Origin of the sequence: Salmonella sp. 2020_1395 (genome assembly GCF_043848115.1) — a bacterium.
GTDB classification, from domain to species: Bacteria; Pseudomonadota; Gammaproteobacteria; order Enterobacterales; family Enterobacteriaceae; genus Salmonella; species Salmonella enterica.
Window position 1 is genome coordinate 14814 of sequence record NZ_JBCMFH010000024.1, and the last position, 16131, is coordinate 30944.

Annotated in this window: 12 protein-coding genes; 7 read left to right on the top strand and 5 right to left on the bottom strand. The window is 54.1% G+C overall.

Annotated features, from left to right (window positions below):
- Nucleotides 1-87: 87 nt before the first annotated feature.
- From accC to ACH0WD_RS23240, 5 genes are all read right to left on the bottom strand, one after another.
- Nucleotides 88-1437: an acetyl-CoA carboxylase biotin carboxylase subunit gene (gene accC / locus ACH0WD_RS23220; RefSeq protein WP_000884627.1), complete on the bottom strand. Its 1350-nt coding sequence runs from the start codon at nt 1435-1437 to the stop codon at nt 88-90.
- Between the two features lie 10 nt (nt 1438-1447).
- Nucleotides 1448-1918 (bottom strand): acetyl-CoA carboxylase biotin carboxyl carrier protein, encoded by a 471-nt coding sequence (gene accB, locus ACH0WD_RS23225; RefSeq protein WP_000354626.1) that lies wholly within the window; start codon nt 1916-1918, stop codon nt 1448-1450.
- A 392-nt stretch (nt 1919-2310) separates the two neighbouring features.
- Nucleotides 2311-2910, bottom strand: coding sequence for a protein-methionine-sulfoxide reductase heme-binding subunit MsrQ (gene msrQ / locus ACH0WD_RS23230; protein ID WP_001240053.1), 600 nt, complete (start codon nt 2908-2910; stop codon nt 2311-2313).
- Nucleotides 2911-3915 (bottom strand): protein-methionine-sulfoxide reductase catalytic subunit MsrP, encoded by a 1005-nt coding sequence (msrP, locus tag ACH0WD_RS23235; protein ID WP_000723877.1) that lies wholly within the window; start codon nt 3913-3915, stop codon nt 2911-2913.
- A gap of 117 nt (nt 3916-4032) precedes the next feature.
- The gene (locus tag ACH0WD_RS23240; RefSeq protein ID WP_001148246.1) at nt 4033-5007 is read right to left on the bottom strand and encodes an MDR family oxidoreductase; all 975 of its coding nucleotides are present in this window, start codon (nt 5005-5007) and stop codon (nt 4033-4035) included.
- Nucleotides 5008-5210: 203 nt separating this feature from the next.
- Between ACH0WD_RS23240 and csrD the strand changes: the two genes are divergently transcribed.
- The 7 genes from csrD to yhdP all read left to right on the top strand — a co-directional run bounded on the left by csrD (nt 5211) and on the right by yhdP (nt 16082).
- Entirely contained in the window at nt 5211-7151 is a 1941-nt protein-coding gene (gene csrD, locus ACH0WD_RS23245; protein WP_001241381.1) for an RNase E specificity factor CsrD, read from the top strand.
- Nucleotides 7152-7458: 307 nt separating this feature from the next.
- Nucleotides 7459-8502 carry a rod shape-determining protein MreB gene (gene mreB, locus ACH0WD_RS23250; protein WP_000913396.1) on the top strand — a complete coding sequence of 348 codons (1044 nt, stop codon included), beginning with the start codon at nt 7459-7461 and terminating at the stop codon, nt 8500-8502.
- Nucleotides 8503-8566: 64 nt separating this feature from the next.
- Nucleotides 8567-9619, top strand: a complete 1053-nt coding sequence (gene mreC, locus ACH0WD_RS23255) for a rod shape-determining protein MreC (RefSeq protein ID WP_000802538.1) — start codon at nt 8567-8569, stop codon at nt 9617-9619.
- Nucleotides 9620-9621: 2 nt separating this feature from the next.
- Nucleotides 9622-10110 (top strand): rod shape-determining protein MreD, encoded by a 489-nt coding sequence (gene mreD, locus ACH0WD_RS23260; protein ID WP_000179403.1) that lies wholly within the window; start codon nt 9622-9624, stop codon nt 10108-10110.
- Between the two features lie 8 nt (nt 10111-10118).
- Nucleotides 10119-10712 carry a nucleoside triphosphate pyrophosphatase gene (locus tag ACH0WD_RS23265; RefSeq protein ID WP_000210306.1) on the top strand — a complete coding sequence of 198 codons (594 nt, stop codon included), beginning with the start codon at nt 10119-10121 and terminating at the stop codon, nt 10710-10712.
- Nucleotides 10702-12171 carry a ribonuclease G gene (gene rng, locus ACH0WD_RS23270; RefSeq protein ID WP_000123188.1) on the top strand — a complete coding sequence of 490 codons (1470 nt, stop codon included), beginning with the start codon at nt 10702-10704 and terminating at the stop codon, nt 12169-12171. Before ACH0WD_RS23265 ends, rng begins: the two co-directional genes overlap by 11 nt.
- Nucleotides 12172-12281: 110 nt before the next feature.
- Nucleotides 12282-16082, top strand: coding sequence for an AsmA2 domain-containing protein YhdP (gene yhdP / locus ACH0WD_RS23275; protein ID WP_001253502.1), 3801 nt, complete (start codon nt 12282-12284; stop codon nt 16080-16082).
- Nucleotides 16083-16131 lie beyond the last annotated feature (49 nt).

The following is a 16131-nucleotide window of genomic DNA, read 5'->3' on the forward strand; positions in this document are numbered from 1 at the left end:
GAAAGCGGGAATTGTACATGATGGGGCATCGCTATCCCCAGAAATAAAAAAGGCCGGATTCACCGGCCTTTTGAGATTAACGTGCGATTACTTTTCCTGAAGACCGAGTTTTTTCTCCAGATAGTGGATGTTGGTTCCACCGTGCTGGAAGTGCTCGTCATTCATGATGCGGGTCTGCAGATCGATATTGGTTTTGATACCATCGATAATCAGTTCCTGCAGGGCATTTTTCATACGGGCAATCGCCACGTCGCGGTTTTCACCGTAGCAGATGAGTTTGCCGATCATGGAATCATAGTACGGCGGCACCGTGTAGCCCGCGTAGATATGAGATTCCCAGCGAACGCCAAAGCCGCCAGGCGCATGGAAGCGCGTGATTTTGCCAGGGCTTGGCAGGAAGGTGTTCGGATCTTCGGCATTGATACGGCATTCTACCGCATGGCCTCGAACGACAACTTCGTCCTGTGTGATCGACAGCGGCTGACCCGCCGCGATGCGCAACTGCTCTTTGATCAAATCGACGCCGGTAATCATTTCAGTCACCGGGTGTTCAACCTGAATACGGGTGTTCATTTCGATGAAATAGAACTCGCCGTTTTCGAACAGGAATTCGAACGTCCCTGCGCCGCGATAGCCGATGTCTACGCACGCTTTCGCGCAGCGTTCGCCGATATAGCGACGCAGTTCCGGCGTAATGCCTGGCGCCGGGGCTTCTTCAACCACTTTCTGGTGGCGACGCTGCATGGAACAGTCGCGTTCCGCCAGATAGATAGCGTTGCCCTGGCCGTCCGCCAGCACCTGAATTTCGATGTGGCGTGGATTTTCCAGGTATTTTTCCATGTATACCATGTCGTTGCTGAAAGCCGCTTTCGCTTCCGCTTTGGTCATGGAGATGGACTGCGCCAGTTCAGCATCGCTACGAACCACGCGCATACCGCGGCCGCCGCCGCCGCCGGACGCTTTGATGATCACCGGATAGCCAATACGTTTGGCATGAGCGCGGTTCGCATTCATATCGTCGCCCAGCGGGCCGTCAGATCCTGGTACGGTCGGCACGCCCGCTTTTTTCATCGCGGTAATCGCGGACACTTTATCGCCCATCAGGCGGATGGTGTCCGCTTTCGGGCCGATAAAGATAAAGCCGGAGCGTTCAACCTGCTCGGCAAAATTGGCGTTCTCAGAAAGGAAGCCGTAACCCGGGTGGATTGCCACCGCGCCGGTGATTTCAGCGGCGCTAATGATAGCCGGGATGTTCAGATAACTTTTTACGGACGGTGCCGGACCAATACAGACCGTCTCATCCGCCAGCAATACGTGTTTTAAATCGCGATCCGCGCTTGAGTGCACAGCGACGGTCTTGATGCCGAGTTCTTTACAGGCTCGAAGAATACGTAGTGCGATCTCGCCGCGGTTGGCGATGACAATTTTATCCAACATGTTCGCCTCGTTACTCGATGACGACCAGTGGCTCGTCAAATTCTACCGGTTGACCACTTTCGACCAGAATCGCTTTCACAGTACCTGCTTTGTCAGCTTCGATCTGGTTCATCATTTTCATGGCTTCAACGATGCACAGGGTATCGCCCACGTTCACTTTCTGGCCCACTTCGATGAACGCTTTCGCGTCCGGGCTTGGGGTGCGGTAGAAAGTACCAACCATTGGGGAGCGTACGATGTGACCACTGATTTCCGCTGCGGCAGGCGCTTCCATTGCTGGAGTAGCCGCTGGCGCGACAGCGTTAGACAGAGCGGGTTGCTGCATCATCGGTGCCGCATAAGCCTGCTGCATCACCGGAAAACCGGCGTTTGCCGTTGTGCGGCTGATGCGAACAGATTCTTCGCCTTCAGAAATTTCCAGTTCGGAGATACCTGATTCTTCAACCAGCTCGATCAGTTTTTTAATCTTACGAATATCCATGAGTGGGTTCCGTACTCTTTGTTTAGTGTGATTGTGACAGGCGTTTTAGCGCCGTCTGTAAAGCATGTGAATGACTGCCGCGGGTAAAATACCGCGCATCTTTGATTTGCCTGTTATGCCGTAGCACCCGAAGGTGAAATTCATGATTTGCCAGTCATTGTGTGGCTATCTTCTGCCATTTTCGGGCAAAAAACAAAATATACCTTCATTGCTCGATTGTCACCCTTTCTGCGAACGAAAATCGCCGTTGGGCAATGTAAAGTCGCACATTATAACTATTTCGTCGCAATTGGCAGCTAAATACTGGTCTTATCAGGGAAGATAATCAACCCGAAACATAAAAAGGACATTACCTGTTTTGCGTTTTGTAATCGACCGCACAGTTCACCAAACTAGCGCCACCACTGGCGAAACTTCCGGTAACGCAACGCTAAAAGGGCTAACGCTAATGCCGCGTAGATGACCGGTTGCGGTGATAAAATCTTTACCGACCACAGGTAATGTATGGGAGCCAGGATCGCGACAAGATAGACGACGTTATGCAGTGTTTGCCAGCGTTTGCCCAATTTACGCTGCGCAAATTGCGTTGAGGTCAACGTCAGCGCCAATAACACCAGCCAGCTAATGATCCCAAGCGTCAAATAAGGGCGTGAAATCAACTCGCTTCCTAACAACGCCAGGTTATGTATCCCCAGTTCCAGTAAGGCATAGCTGGTTAAATGCAGCGTAGCCCAAACGAAACACCATAATCCTAACAGGCGGCGTGTGCGTATCAATAATGGCTGTTTAGCGTAGCGCGCCAGCGGTGAAACCAGCAAGGTGGCGAGCAAAAATTTGAGCGCGGTTCTGCCGGTAAAGTGTTGGATATCCTTTACCGGGTCTGCGCTGAGTCCACCGTGATTTATCGCCCAAAAGAGCCACAGAAGCGGCAAAAAACCGGCAAGATGCAGACAAACTTTTAGCCAGGTTATCTGTTTTGCTGTCAGACGCACTTAAAAATTCTCCCGCAAATTGAGACCGCGATACAGCGAAGCGACTTCATTGGCATAGCCGTTAAACAGCAGCGTCGGCTGCCTTTGCACATCAAGGATACCGCCTGAACCAATAAAGCGTTCGGTAGCCTGAGACCAGCGTGGATGATCCACATGCGGGTTCACATTGGCGTAAAAACCATATTCGTTGGGAGCCGACAAATTCCAGGTGGTTGGCGGACGTTCGCGGGTGAGTTTAATGCTAACAACAGATTTAATACCTTTAAAACCATACTTCCATGGAACGATGAGTCGAATAGGCGCGCCGTTTTGCGGGGGTAACGCCTTACCATAGACGCCAACGGTCATCAGAGTCAGCGGATGCATGGCTTCGTCCAGACGTAGCCCTTCGACATAAGGGTATTTCAGTCCGCCGCCAATAAAGCGATCTTTCTGTCCTGGCATATCATCCGGCGCGTATAGCGTTTCGAATGCCACATATTTAGCGTGGCTGGTGGGCTGTGCCTGCGCGAGTAGCTTATATAAAGGGAAACCAATCCACGGCACGACCATGGACCACGCTTCGACGCAGCGCATTCGATAGATACGCTCTTCTAATGGGAAACGATGTGTTAAATCGTCGTAATCCAGGGTAAATGGCTTCGCGACTTCCCCGCTGATTTTCAACGTCCACGGTTCGGTTTTCAGACTTCCGGCATTGGCCGCCGGGTCGGCTTTATCAAGGCCAAACTCATAGAAATTGTTGTAGCCCGTCACCTTATCTTCCGGCGTTAACGCTAAATCGCTTCGCCAGGCGGCAGGCTGACTAAACTCAAGCGGTTTACCGGCAGGCGCTTTCGGACGATCGTTGCCTTTAAACCAACTGAAGAGATCGGCCTGCGCCGTTGAGGGTAAGGATAAGGCGGCCGCGCTGATGCCTAATGCTTTTAGCACCTGTCGGCGCTGCATAAAAAAAGCCGATTCCGCAGTCACATCGGCTTCTGTTAATGGACGTATCTTTTTCATCACAGACTCCCGGTCTACCCACCACAACACAACATGGCGTGTAGTGAATATGACAGGGAGTGTGTCAATGTGTAAAAATAAATAGTTAATTAAGTGTAAATTTTTTTATACGTGACGTTATTTTATCTTCACCAGCGTACGGCCCTGAACCTGATTATTGATGATGGCATCGGCGAACTTCGGCGCATCCGCCAGCGTAATCTCTGTGGCGGCCTGAGCATAGAACGATTCCGGCAGATCCTTAACCAAACGCGCCCAGGCTTCTGCGCGACGTGCCGGTGGGGTCATCACCGAGTCCACCCCTTGCAAACGCACATTACGCAGAATGAATGGCATAACGGTGGTCGGCAGCGCGAAGCCGCCCGCCAGGCCGCAGGCGGCCACGCAACCGCCATAGTTCATCTGTGCCAGGACTTTCGCCAGCACTTTATCGCCAACGGTATCAATTGCACCGGCCCACAGCTGTTTTTCCAACGGGCGAGATTCAGCAAACTCATCGCGGCTGAGAATACGGTTAGCTCCCAAGCTCTTAAGATAGCCGTGGGTGCTTTCACGTCCTGATACTGCTGCAACCTGATAGCCCAGCTTATGCAGTAATGCAACGGCAGTGCTGCCCACGCCGCCGCTGGCACCGGTGACGACAACCTCACCGTCTTGCGGGCGAATACCTGCATCTTCAAGCGCCATGACGCACAGCATGGCGGTAAAACCGGCGGTGCCGATGATCATGGCGTTACGGCTGCTCAGTCCCGCAGGCAGCGCGACCAGCCAGTCGCCTTTAACGCGTGCGCGTTCGGCCAGGCCGCCCCAGTGGTTTTCGCCCACGCCCCAGCCAGTCAGTAGTACTTCCTGGCCTGCATGAAAGCGAGGATCTTCGCTTGCGTGAACGGTGCCGGCGAAATCAATACCAGGAATCATCGGAAAATGACGGATAATTTTCCCTTTTCCGGTGATAGCCAGAGCATCTTTATAATTCAGGCTGGACCAGTGGACATCCACCGTCACATCACCTGCCGGCAGTTGACTCTCTTCGAGATGTTGCACGGATGCGAGGGTTTTACCGTCCTGCTGTTCTAAGATCAACGCCTGCATAACCTGTCCTCACTTTACATGGTAGATTGGAAAAATAGCTACGAAGACTATACTCGCTAATTAAAACGTGATGCCGATGCAACGCAATAAATTGCCAGATAGATCCATTTTGGTAGTATGCCTGCTTCATTGCGCGCCGTGGCGAATTCCGCCTTCAGATTCGCTTTTTCATACTGTTTATAACCGTCGGAGTTAACTCAAGGATGCGATTAACGACGAAATTCTCAGCTTTTATCACGCTGCTCACGGGGTTAACGATCTTCGTGACTCTGATAGGTTGCTCGCTAAGCTTTTATAACGCCGTACAGTATAAGTATGTCAGCCGTGTGCAGGCGACGGCGACAGCCATTGATACGCACCTGGTGACCCATGATATTGTCTCGCTGACGCCGCAAATCGACGAACTCATGATCGCTTCCGATATTGTGCGTGTCGATCTGTTGCAGGGGGAGCGCAGCGTCTACAGCCATTCTCGCGCCAGAGGTTATCGGCCAGCCGGCACCAGCGACATGTATCGCGAGCTGGTCGTACCGCTGATAAAACATCCAGGAATGTCGCTACGTCTGGTTTACCAGGACCCGATGGGTAACTATTTTCACTCACTGATCACCACGGCGCCGCTGACGCTGGCGATCGGTTTTATCGTTCTGATTTTGTTTTTATCGGTGCGCTGGCTGCAGCGGCAGCTTTCCGGGCAAGAGCTTCTGGAAATTCGCTCAACGCGTATTCTGAACGGCGAACGCGGGGCGAATGTCCGCGGTTCTGTTTACGAATGGCCGGCGCGCACCAGTAGCGCGCTTGATGTATTGCTTTCCGAAATTCAGTTTGCTCACGAACAGCGTAGTCGCCTGGACACCCTCATTCGCTCCTACGCCGCGCAGGACACCAAAACCGGACTCGGTAACCGACTGTTCTTTGATAACCAGCTGGCGACGCTGCTGGAAGATCAGGAAAAAGTGGGAGTGCATGGCGTGGTGATGATGATCCGCTTGCCAGACTTCAATCTTCTGCGCGACAGCTTGGGAGGCAATCAGGCGGAAGAGCAGATGTTTATGCTTATCAATCTGCTATCGACATTTATTATGCGTTACCCAGGCTCGCTGCTGGCGCGTTATCACCGCAGCGACTTTGCCGTGCTGCTACCGCATCGAACGCTGAAAGAAGCGGAAAGTATTGCCGGACAACTTTTAAAAGCTGTCGATGCGCTACCGGCTAACAAAATGCTCGATCGTGACGATATGGTACATATCGGCATTTGCGCCTGGCGCAGCGGACAGTCCACCGAGCAGGTGATGGAACATGCTGAAGCCGCGGCACGGAATGCCGCCCTGCAGGGGGGAAATAGCTGGGCTATCTACGACGACACTCTGCCGGAAAAAGGGCGCGGCAATGTGCGCTGGCGCACATTGATTGAGCAGATGCTGAACCGGGGCGGACCGCGACTTTATCAAAAACCGGCGGTCACGCGAGAAGGTCGCGTACATCATCGGGAATTGATGTGTCGCATCTATGACGGTAAAGAAGAGGTGAGCTCGGCGGAGTATATGCCGATGGTGTTGCAATTTGGTTTATCGGAAGAGTATGACAGATTACAAATTAGCCGCCTGATTACGTTGCTGGGCTACTGGCCGGATGAAAATCTGGCAATGCAGTTGACGGTTGAGTCGCTGATTCGTCCGCGTTTTCAGCGCTGGTTGCGCGATACGTTAATGCAGTGTGAAAAATCACAGCGAAATCGCATAATTATTGAACTTGCGGAGGCAGATGTTTGTCAACACATCAGCCGGTTACAACCCATCCTTCGCTTAGTTAATGCGCTTGGCGTTCGGGTGGCGGTGACACAGGCGGGTTTGACGCTGGTTAGCACGAGCTGGATTAAAGCGCTCAATGTGGAATTACTCAAGCTGCATCCGAGTCTGGTCAGAAACATTGAGAAGCGAACGGAAAACCAGCTTCTGGTTCAAAGTCTGGTAGAGGCCTGCGCGGGCACGCCTACGCAGGTTTACGCGACGGGCGTCCGTTCGCGCGGCGAGTGGCAGACGCTGACAAAACGCGGCGTGGCTGGCGGGCAGGGTGATTTTTTTGCCTCCTCCCAACTACTTGACACAAACGTGAAAAAATATTCGCAAAGATACTCGGTTTAACCTGCCGTTTAATTTGTTTTCACGTAGAATAACGCGCGCTGCGCCTCATGGGGGTGTGCTTGTCTGCTCGCCAGATTGTTGCAGCAAATATGCAGGTGAATGACCTTTGACAGGTTGCAAACGAAGGCGAGGATTGCTGCTGATTTTTTCAGCCCTGAGGGACTCAGGCCGAGATTTGTAACAAAGGAAACGAACTGCACTAATTTTCACCGTAGCAGATGATTTTTGCGCCTTGTCGCTGCTGCGTGTGGTTGGTAAAGTAAGCGGATTTTGTTTTCCGCCCCAGCTTTCAGGATTATCCCTTAGTATGTTGAAAAAATTTCGTGGCATGTTTTCCAATGACCTGTCCATTGACCTGGGTACCGCGAATACCCTCATTTATGTAAAAGGACAAGGCATCGTATTGAATGAGCCTTCCGTTGTGGCCATTCGTCAGGATCGTGCCGGTTCGCCGAAAAGCGTGGCTGCAGTCGGTCATGATGCGAAGCAGATGCTGGGCCGTACGCCGGGCAATATCGCTGCGATCCGTCCGATGAAAGACGGCGTTATCGCTGACTTCTTTGTGACCGAAAAAATGCTCCAGCACTTTATTAAACAAGTGCACAGCAACAGCTTTATGCGCCCAAGCCCGCGCGTACTGGTATGCGTGCCGGTCGGCGCGACGCAGGTAGAACGCCGCGCAATTCGTGAATCCGCTCAGGGCGCAGGCGCCCGTGAAGTCTTTTTGATCGAAGAGCCGATGGCGGCCGCGATCGGCGCAGGTCTGCCAGTTTCTGAAGCAACCGGTTCAATGGTTGTGGATATCGGTGGTGGTACCACTGAAGTTGCCGTGATCTCCCTGAACGGCGTGGTTTACTCTTCTTCTGTCCGTATTGGTGGTGACCGCTTCGACGAAGCCATCATTAATTACGTTCGTCGTAACTACGGTTCTCTGATTGGTGAAGCCACCGCAGAACGTATTAAACACGAAATCGGTTCCGCTTATCCGGGCGACGAAGTCCGCGAGATCGAAGTGCGTGGCCGTAACCTGGCGGAAGGTGTTCCACGCGGCTTTACTCTGAACTCAAACGAGATTCTGGAAGCGTTGCAGGAACCGTTGACCGGTATCGTCAGCGCGGTAATGGTGGCGCTGGAACAGTGTCCGCCGGAGCTGGCGTCAGACATCTCCGAGCGCGGTATGGTGCTCACCGGCGGCGGCGCGCTGCTGCGTAACCTTGACCGTCTGTTAATGGAAGAGACGGGCATTCCTGTCGTGGTTGCTGAAGATCCGCTGACCTGTGTGGCGCGCGGCGGCGGCAAGGCGCTGGAAATGATCGATATGCACGGCGGCGACCTGTTCAGCGAAGAGTAGTTGGATACGGGCAGGATTATCCCTGGATTGTCCTGCCTCTCCGACGCGAGAATACGCATAGCCTATGAAGCCAATTTTTAGCCGTGGCCCGTCGCTACAGATTCGCCTTATTCTGGCGGTGCTGGTGGCGCTCGGCGTTATCATTGCCGACAGCCGCCTGGGGACGTTCAGTCAAATCCGAACGTACATGGACACTGCCGTCAGTCCTTTCTATTTTATTTCAAACGGCCCTCGTGAACTGCTCGACAGCGTGTCACAAACGCTGGCTTCTCGCGACCAGCTTGAGCTGGAAAACCGGGCGCTGCGCCAGGAATTACTGCTAAAAAACAGCGACCTGCTGATGCTGGGGCAGTACAAACAGGAGAACGCGCGGTTGCGCGAGCTGCTGGGGTCGCCGCTGCGTCAGGACGAGCAGAAAATGGTGACGCAGGTTATTTCAACGGTTAACGATCCTTACAGCGATCAGGTCGTTATCGATAAAGGCAGCGTTAATGGCGTATATGAAGGTCAACCGGTCATTAGCGACAAAGGTGTCGTAGGGCAGGTTGTCGCCGTGGCGAAACTGACCAGCCGCGTGTTGCTGATTTGCGATGCGACTCATGCGCTGCCGATTCAGGTACTGCGCAATGACATCCGCGTGATTGCCGCCGGTAACGGCTGTACTGACGATCTTCAGCTTGAACATCTGCCCGCCAATACCGATATTCGCGTCGGCGATGTGCTGGTAACGTCCGGACTTGGTGGGCGTTTCCCGGAAGGGTATCCGGTGGCGGTGGTCTCCTCCGTCAAGCTGGACACTCAGCGCGCCTATACCGTCATTCAGGCACGTCCAACCGCGGGTTTGCAGCGTTTACGCTATCTGCTGCTGTTGTGGGGAGCCGATCGTAACGGCGCCAATCCGATGACGCCGGAAGAGGTTCACCGCGTCGCCAATGAGCGCCTGATGCAGATGATGCCGCAGGTGTTGCCTTCTCCGGATGCGATGGGGCCGCCGGCGCCAGTGCCGGATCCGGCGACGGGGATTACTCAGCCATCTGCGGGCCAGACTGCGCCGGTATCAACGCAACCATCGCCTTCGGGCGCGACCACGCCGCCTGCGCGTGCGCCGGGAGGGTAATGGTGGCGAGCTATCGTAGCCAGGGGCGCTGGGTTATCTGGCTCTCGTTTCTTATTGCGCTGTTGCTGCAAATCATGCCTTGGCCGGACGACATCATTGTTTTCCGGCCAAACTGGGTTTTGCTTATCTTACTGTACTGGATTCTGGCCCTGCCGCACCGCGTAAATGTGGGGACGGGATTTGTGATGGGTGCCATACTTGATCTCATCAGCGGTTCCACACTTGGCGTGCGCGCTCTGTCGATGAGTATTGTCGCCTATCTGGTCGCTCTGAAATTCCAGCTCTTCCGTAACCTGGCGCTCTGGCAGCAGGCGCTGGTGGTAATGTTGCTTTCACTGGCCGTGGACATTATTGTTTTCTGGGCCGAGTTTTTAGTGATCAACGTCTCTTTCAGACCGGAAGTGTTCTGGAGTAGTGTAGTCAATGGCGTGCTGTGGCCCTGGCTCTTTTTGCTGATGCGTAAAGTACGCCAGCAGTTTGCTGTGCAATAAAGGTCGATATGACAACTCTGTATCTTGCTTCCGGTTCCCCGCGTCGCCAGGAATTATTGACTCAACTTGGATTTTCATTCGAGCAGGTCGTGCCTGGTATTGAAGAGCAACGGCGTGCTCAGGAAAGCGCGCAGCAGTATGTTGTTCGGCTGGCGCGCGAAAAGGCGCAGGCTGGCGTGGCGCTGGTTCCCCGTGATCTGCCGGTGTTGGGCGCGGATACGATAGTCGTGTTAAACGGCGAGGTGCTGGAAAAGCCGCGCGACGCCGCTCATGCCGCAGAAATGCTGCGTTTGCTTTCCGGAAATACGCATCAGGTGATGACTGCTGTTGCGCTTGCGGACTCGCAGCAGACGCTGGATTGTCTGGTGGTAACGGAGGTGACTTTCCGCACGCTTTCTGCGCAGGATATTACTGGCTATGTCGCCAGCGGCGAGCCTTTAGATAAAGCAGGTGCATACGGTATTCAGGGGCGGGGTGGCTGTTTTGTCAGGAAGATAAATGGCAGCTATCACGCCGTGGTCGGCTTACCGCTGGTTGAAACGTATGAGTTGTTGAGTCATTTTAACGCACTGCGTGATAAAAGGGATAAACATGACGGCTGAATTGTTGGTAAACGTAACGCCATCGGAAACGCGCGTGGCGTACATTGATGGCGGTATTCTTCAGGAAATCCATATTGAGCGCGAAGCGCGACGCGGAATCGTAGGCAATATCTACAAAGGTCGTGTAAGTCGTGTACTTCCAGGTATGCAGGCGGCTTTTGTAGATATTGGGCTGGATAAAGCCGCATTTCTTCATGCTTCCGACATTATGCCGCATACCGAATGCGTGGCAGGCGACGAGCAAAAACAGTTTACCGTGCGCGATATCTCCGAACTAGTGCGTCAGGGACAGGATCTGATGGTGCAGGTAGTGAAAGATCCGCTCGGCACGAAAGGCGCGCGTTTGACCACGGACATCACGTTGCCCTCCCGTTACCTTGTTTTTATGCCCGGCGCGTCACACGTTGGCGTTTCCCAGCGTATCGAAAGCGAAAGTGAACGCGAGCGCCTGAAAAAGGTGGTGGCGGAATACTGCGACGAACAGGGCGGGTTTATTATCCGTACCGCGGCGGAAGGCGTGTGTGAAGAGGATCTCGCGTCTGACGCCGCCTATCTCAAGCGCGTCTGGACGAAAGTCATGGAGCGCAAAAAGCGTCCGCAAACGCGCTACCAGATGTATGGCGAACTGGCGCTGGCGCAGCGCGTGCTGCGCGATTTCGCCGATGCGCAGTTGGACCGAATTCGCGTCGACTCACGTCTGACCTATGAGTCGCTGCTGGAGTTTACCGCAGAATACATCCCGGAAATGACCAGTAAGCTGGAGCATTACAGTGGCCATCAGCCGATCTTCGATCTTTATGACGTGGAAAATGAGATCCAGCGCGCGCTGGAGCGTAAGGTTGAACTCAAGTCCGGCGGTTATCTGATTATCGACCAAACCGAAGCGATGACGACGGTAGATATCAATACCGGCGCGTTTGTCGGACACCGTAATCTCGACGACACCATTTTTAATACCAATATTGAAGCGACTCAGGCCATTGCCCGCCAGCTACGCCTGCGTAATCTGGGCGGCATTATCATTATCGATTTTATCGACATGAATAATGAAGATCATCGCCGCCGGGTGCTGCATTCGCTGGAACAGGCGTTAAGTAAGGATCGCGTGAAAACCAGTATTAACGGTTTTTCGCCGCTGGGACTGGTGGAAATGACCCGTAAACGGACTCGTGAAAGCGTGGAACATGTGCTTTGTAACGAATGTCCAACCTGTCATGGCCGCGGGACGGTAAAAACGGTGGAAACCGTCTGCTATGAGATCATGCGTGAAATTGTACGTGTTCATCACGCTTATGACTCCGATCGCTTCCTGGTTTATGCTTCTCCTGCGGTGGCGGAAGCGCTGAAAGGCGAAGAATCACACGCGCTGGCGGAAGTCGAAATCTTTGTCGGCAAACAGGTTAAAGTTCAGGTCGAACCGCTTTATAACCAGGAGCAGTTTGACGTCGTAATGATGTAATTGAGTAGTAGCACCAGCGCATGTAGGCCGGATAAGGCGCAAGCGCCGCCATCCGGCAATATACCTTCAAGGGGTGTGAGTCGTATTTTTTGGCAGACAAGGAGAGACGCGTGAGGCGATTGCCGGGGATTTTATTGCTCACTGGAGCCGCGCTCATCGTCATTGCAGCGCTGCTGGTTAGCGGGCTGCGCCTGGCGTTGCCTCATCTTGACGCCTGGCGTCCGGCTATCCTGAATAAAATTGAGTCTGTGACCGGCGTGCCGGTGGCCGCCAGCCAACTCTCCGCAAGCTGGCAAAATTTTGGCCCTACGCTGGAAGCGCATAATATTCATGCCGCCCTGAAAGATGGCGGCGAACTGTCGATAAAACGCGTTACGCTGGCGCTGGACGTCTGGCAAAGCCTGTTGCATATGCGCTGGCAGTTTCGCGACCTGACCTTCTGGCAACTCAATTTCCGCACCAACACGCCTCTTCAAAGCAGCGACGGCGAAGGCATCGAAACCAGCCGTTTAAGCGATCTTTTCCTGCGGCAGTTCGATCATTTCGATCTGCGCGATAGCCAAATCAGTTTTCTGACGCTTTCCGGACAACGCGCGGAGCTGGCGATCCCACAGCTTACCTGGCTAAACGGCAAAGAGCGGCACCGCGCCGAAGGCGAGGTCAGCCTCTCCAGCCTGACCGGGCAGCACGGCGTGATGCAGGTGCGGATGGATTTACGCGATGACGACGGTTTGCTAAATAACGGCAGAGTCTGGTTACAGGCCGACGATATTGACGTCAAGCCGTGGCTGGGCAAATGGATGCAGGATAATGTGGCGCTCCAGACGGCGCGTTTCAGTCTGGAAGGCTGGATGACGCTCAGTAAAGGCGAAATCGCCGGAGGAGACGTCTGGCTGAAACAGGGCGGCGCAAGCTGGCTGGGCGATAACACGACGCACACGCTGTCTGTCGATAACCTGACGGCGCAGATTAGCCGCGAGCAGCCGGGCTGGCAGTTTTATATTCCGGACACACGGATTACGCTTGATGGTAAACCCTGGCCGAGCGGAGCCTTAACCGTGGCCTGGCTCCCGCAGCAGGACGTCGGCGGCGAGAATCACACACGTAGCGATGAGCTACGCATTCGCGCCAGTAATCTTGAACTGGCGGGGCTGGAAGCATTACGTCCGCTGGCGGCTAAACTGTCGCCTGTGCTGGGCGAAATATGGCAGGCTACGCAGCCGAGCGGAAAGATCGCCACACTGGCGCTGGATATTCCGCTACAGGCCACCGAAAAAACGCGTTTTCAGGCATCGTGGGAAAATCTTGCCTGGAAACAGTGGAAGCTGTTGCCCGGCGCGGAACATTTTTCCGGTACGCTGGCAGGAAGCGTAGAAGACGGGCAGATGAAGGTTGCGATGCAGCAGGCTAAGATGCCCTATGAAACCGTTTTTCGCGCGCCGCTGGAAATTGAAAACGGCGTCGCGACGCTTAGTTGGTTGAAGAATGAGAACGGCTTTCAGCTTGATGGCCGCGACATTGACGTCAAAGCAAAGGCGGTACATGCGCGCGGCGGGTTCCGCTATCTGCAACCGACGGGCGACGAACCGTGGCTGGGCATTCTGGCCGGAATCAGTACCGACGATGGATCTCAGGCGTGGCGCTATTTTCCGGAAAACCTGATGGGCAAAGCGCTGGTCGATTACCTTAGCGGCGCGATTCAGGGCGGCGAGGCGGATAACGCCACGTTGGTTTACGGTGGTAACCCGCACCTCTTTCCCTATAAGCATAACGAAGGTCAGTTTGAAGTGCTGGTGCCGCTACGCAATGCGACGTTTGCTTTTCAACCCGACTGGCCGGCGCTAAAAAATCTCAACATTGAACTGGATTTCCTGAACGACGGTCTGTGGATGCGTTCGGATAGCGTCGATTTGGGCGGGGTGAAGGCCAGCAAACTCGCGGCGGCGATTCCGGATTATTCCAAAGAGAAACTGCTCATTGATGCCGATATTAACGGGCCGGGAAAAGCCGTTGGGCCTTATTTTGACGAGACGCCGCTAAAAGACTCGCTTGGCTCGACGCTGGCGGAGCTCCAATTAGATGGCGATGTGAATGCTCGCTTACATCTTGATATTCCGCTGGACGGAGAACAGGTTACCGCCGAGGGCGATGTCTCGTTGCGTAATAACAGTCTGTTTATTAAGCCGCTAAACAGCACGCTCAAAAATCTGAACGGTAAATTCAGCTTTGTGAATGGCGCGCTAAAAAGCGGGCCGCTGACGGCAAACTGGTTTAATCAGCCGCTGAACCTGGATTTCAGTACGACGGAAGGGGCAAAAGCCTATCAGGTCGCCGTCAACCTGAACGGTAACTGGCAGCCAACGCGTATGGGCGTCTTACCGCCGCAACTGAATGACGCCCTGAGCGGCAGCGTGACGTGGAATGGTAAAGTCGGCATCGATCTTCCATATCACGCTGACACCACTTATCACATCGAGCTGAACGGCGATCTGAGAAATGTGAGCAGTCACTTACCTTCTCCGCTAAATAAACCCGCAGGCGAAGCCATTCCGGTGAACATTCAGGCTGACGGCAACCTGAAAAGTTTTGCGCTAACGGGGAGCGCAGGGAGTAAAAATCACTTTAACAGCCGCTGGTTATTAAATCAGAAGCTGACGTTGGATCGGGCTATCTGGACGACGGACAGCCGGACGATTCCGCCATTACCTGCTCAACAAGGCGTTGAGCTCAATCTGCCGGCGCTGGATGGCGCGCAGTGGCTGGCGTTATTCCAGAAAGGCGCGGCGGATAACGTGAGCAGTTCGGCCGAGTTTCCTCAACGCGTCACGTTGCGTACTCCCGCGCTATCGCTGGGTGGCCAGCAGTGGAACAATTTGAGCGTTGTTTCAGCCCCCTCGCTGAACGGAACAAAAATTGAAGCGCAGGGGCGTGAGGTGAACGCCACGCTGCTCATGCGCAACCATGCGCCGTGGCTGGCGAACATTAAGTACCTGTATTACAACCCTGGCGTCGCAAAAACGCACGCCTCGTCACCAACGCCGACATCGCCGTTGGCTTCGGCGAACACGATTAGCTTCCGCGGCTGGCCGGACTTACAGCTTCGCTGCGAAGAGTGCTGGCTGTGGGGGCAAAAATATGGGCGTATTGATGGCGATTTCGCCATCAAAGGCAATACGCTGACTCTGGCGAATGGCCTGATCGATACCGGATTCGCCCGTTTGAAAGCGAACGGCGAGTGGGTGAATGCGCCGGGTAATGAACGAACCTCGCTGAAAGGTAGTCTGCATGGTAGTAACCTCGACACGGCTGCCGGGTTCTTCGGCATCTCGACGCCAATCCAGAACGCGTCTTTTAACGTAGATTACGATCTGCACTGGCGAAACCCGCCCTGGCAACCTGAGGAAGCCACGCTCAACGGGATTTTACGTACGCGTCTGGGTAAAGGCGAGTTTACTGATCTCAGTAGCGGTCATGCCGGACAGTTACTGCGGCTGCTCAGTTTTGATGCGTTGCTGCGTAAGCTGCGGTTTGACTTCAGAGATACCTTTAGCGAGGGCTTCTATTTCGACTCTATTCATAGTACCGCGTGGATTAAAGATGGCGTCCTGCATACTGACGATACGCTGGTGGATGGGCTGGAAGCGGATATTGCAATGAAAGGTTCTGTTGATCTGGTGCGTCGTCGTCTTGATATGGAGGCCGTTGTCGCGCCGGAAATTTCCGCCACCGTGGGCGTCGCCGCCGCGTTTGCCGTTAACCCGATTGTCGGCGCGGCGGTATTTGCCGCCAGTAAAGTGTTGGGGCCGCTATGGAGCAAGGTCTCCATTTTGCGATATCGCATTACCGGTCCGGTCGATGCGCCGCAGATCAACGAAGTTCTGCGCCAACCGATAAAAGAAAGCCAGCAATGATTTGACGGGGGCGAGGAATTGCCCCACTCTCAGTAAATAGTCATGCCGG

Excerpts from the sequence above, each read along its gene's own strand:
- accC (WP_000884627.1), bottom strand. The coding sequence starts at position 1,437 with ATGTTGGATAAAATTGTCATCGCCAACCGCGGCGAGATCGCACTACGT.
- accB (WP_000354626.1), bottom strand. The coding sequence starts at position 1,918 with ATGGATATTCGTAAGATTAAAAAACTGATCGAGCTGGTTGAAGAATCA.
- msrP (WP_000723877.1), bottom strand. The coding sequence starts at position 3,915 with ATGAAAAAGATACGTCCATTAACAGAAGCCGATGTGACTGCGGAATCG.
- ACH0WD_RS23240 (WP_001148246.1), bottom strand. The coding sequence starts at position 5,007 with ATGCAGGCGTTGATCTTAGAACAGCAGGACGGTAAAACCCTCGCATCC.
- csrD (WP_001241381.1), top strand. The coding sequence starts at position 5,211 with ATGCGATTAACGACGAAATTCTCAGCTTTTATCACGCTGCTCACGGGG.
- mreB (WP_000913396.1), top strand. The coding sequence starts at position 7,459 with ATGTTGAAAAAATTTCGTGGCATGTTTTCCAATGACCTGTCCATTGAC.
- mreC (WP_000802538.1), top strand. The coding sequence starts at position 8,567 with ATGAAGCCAATTTTTAGCCGTGGCCCGTCGCTACAGATTCGCCTTATT.
- ACH0WD_RS23265 (WP_000210306.1), top strand. The coding sequence starts at position 10,119 with ATGACAACTCTGTATCTTGCTTCCGGTTCCCCGCGTCGCCAGGAATTA.
- rng (WP_000123188.1), top strand. The coding sequence starts at position 10,702 with ATGACGGCTGAATTGTTGGTAAACGTAACGCCATCGGAAACGCGCGTG.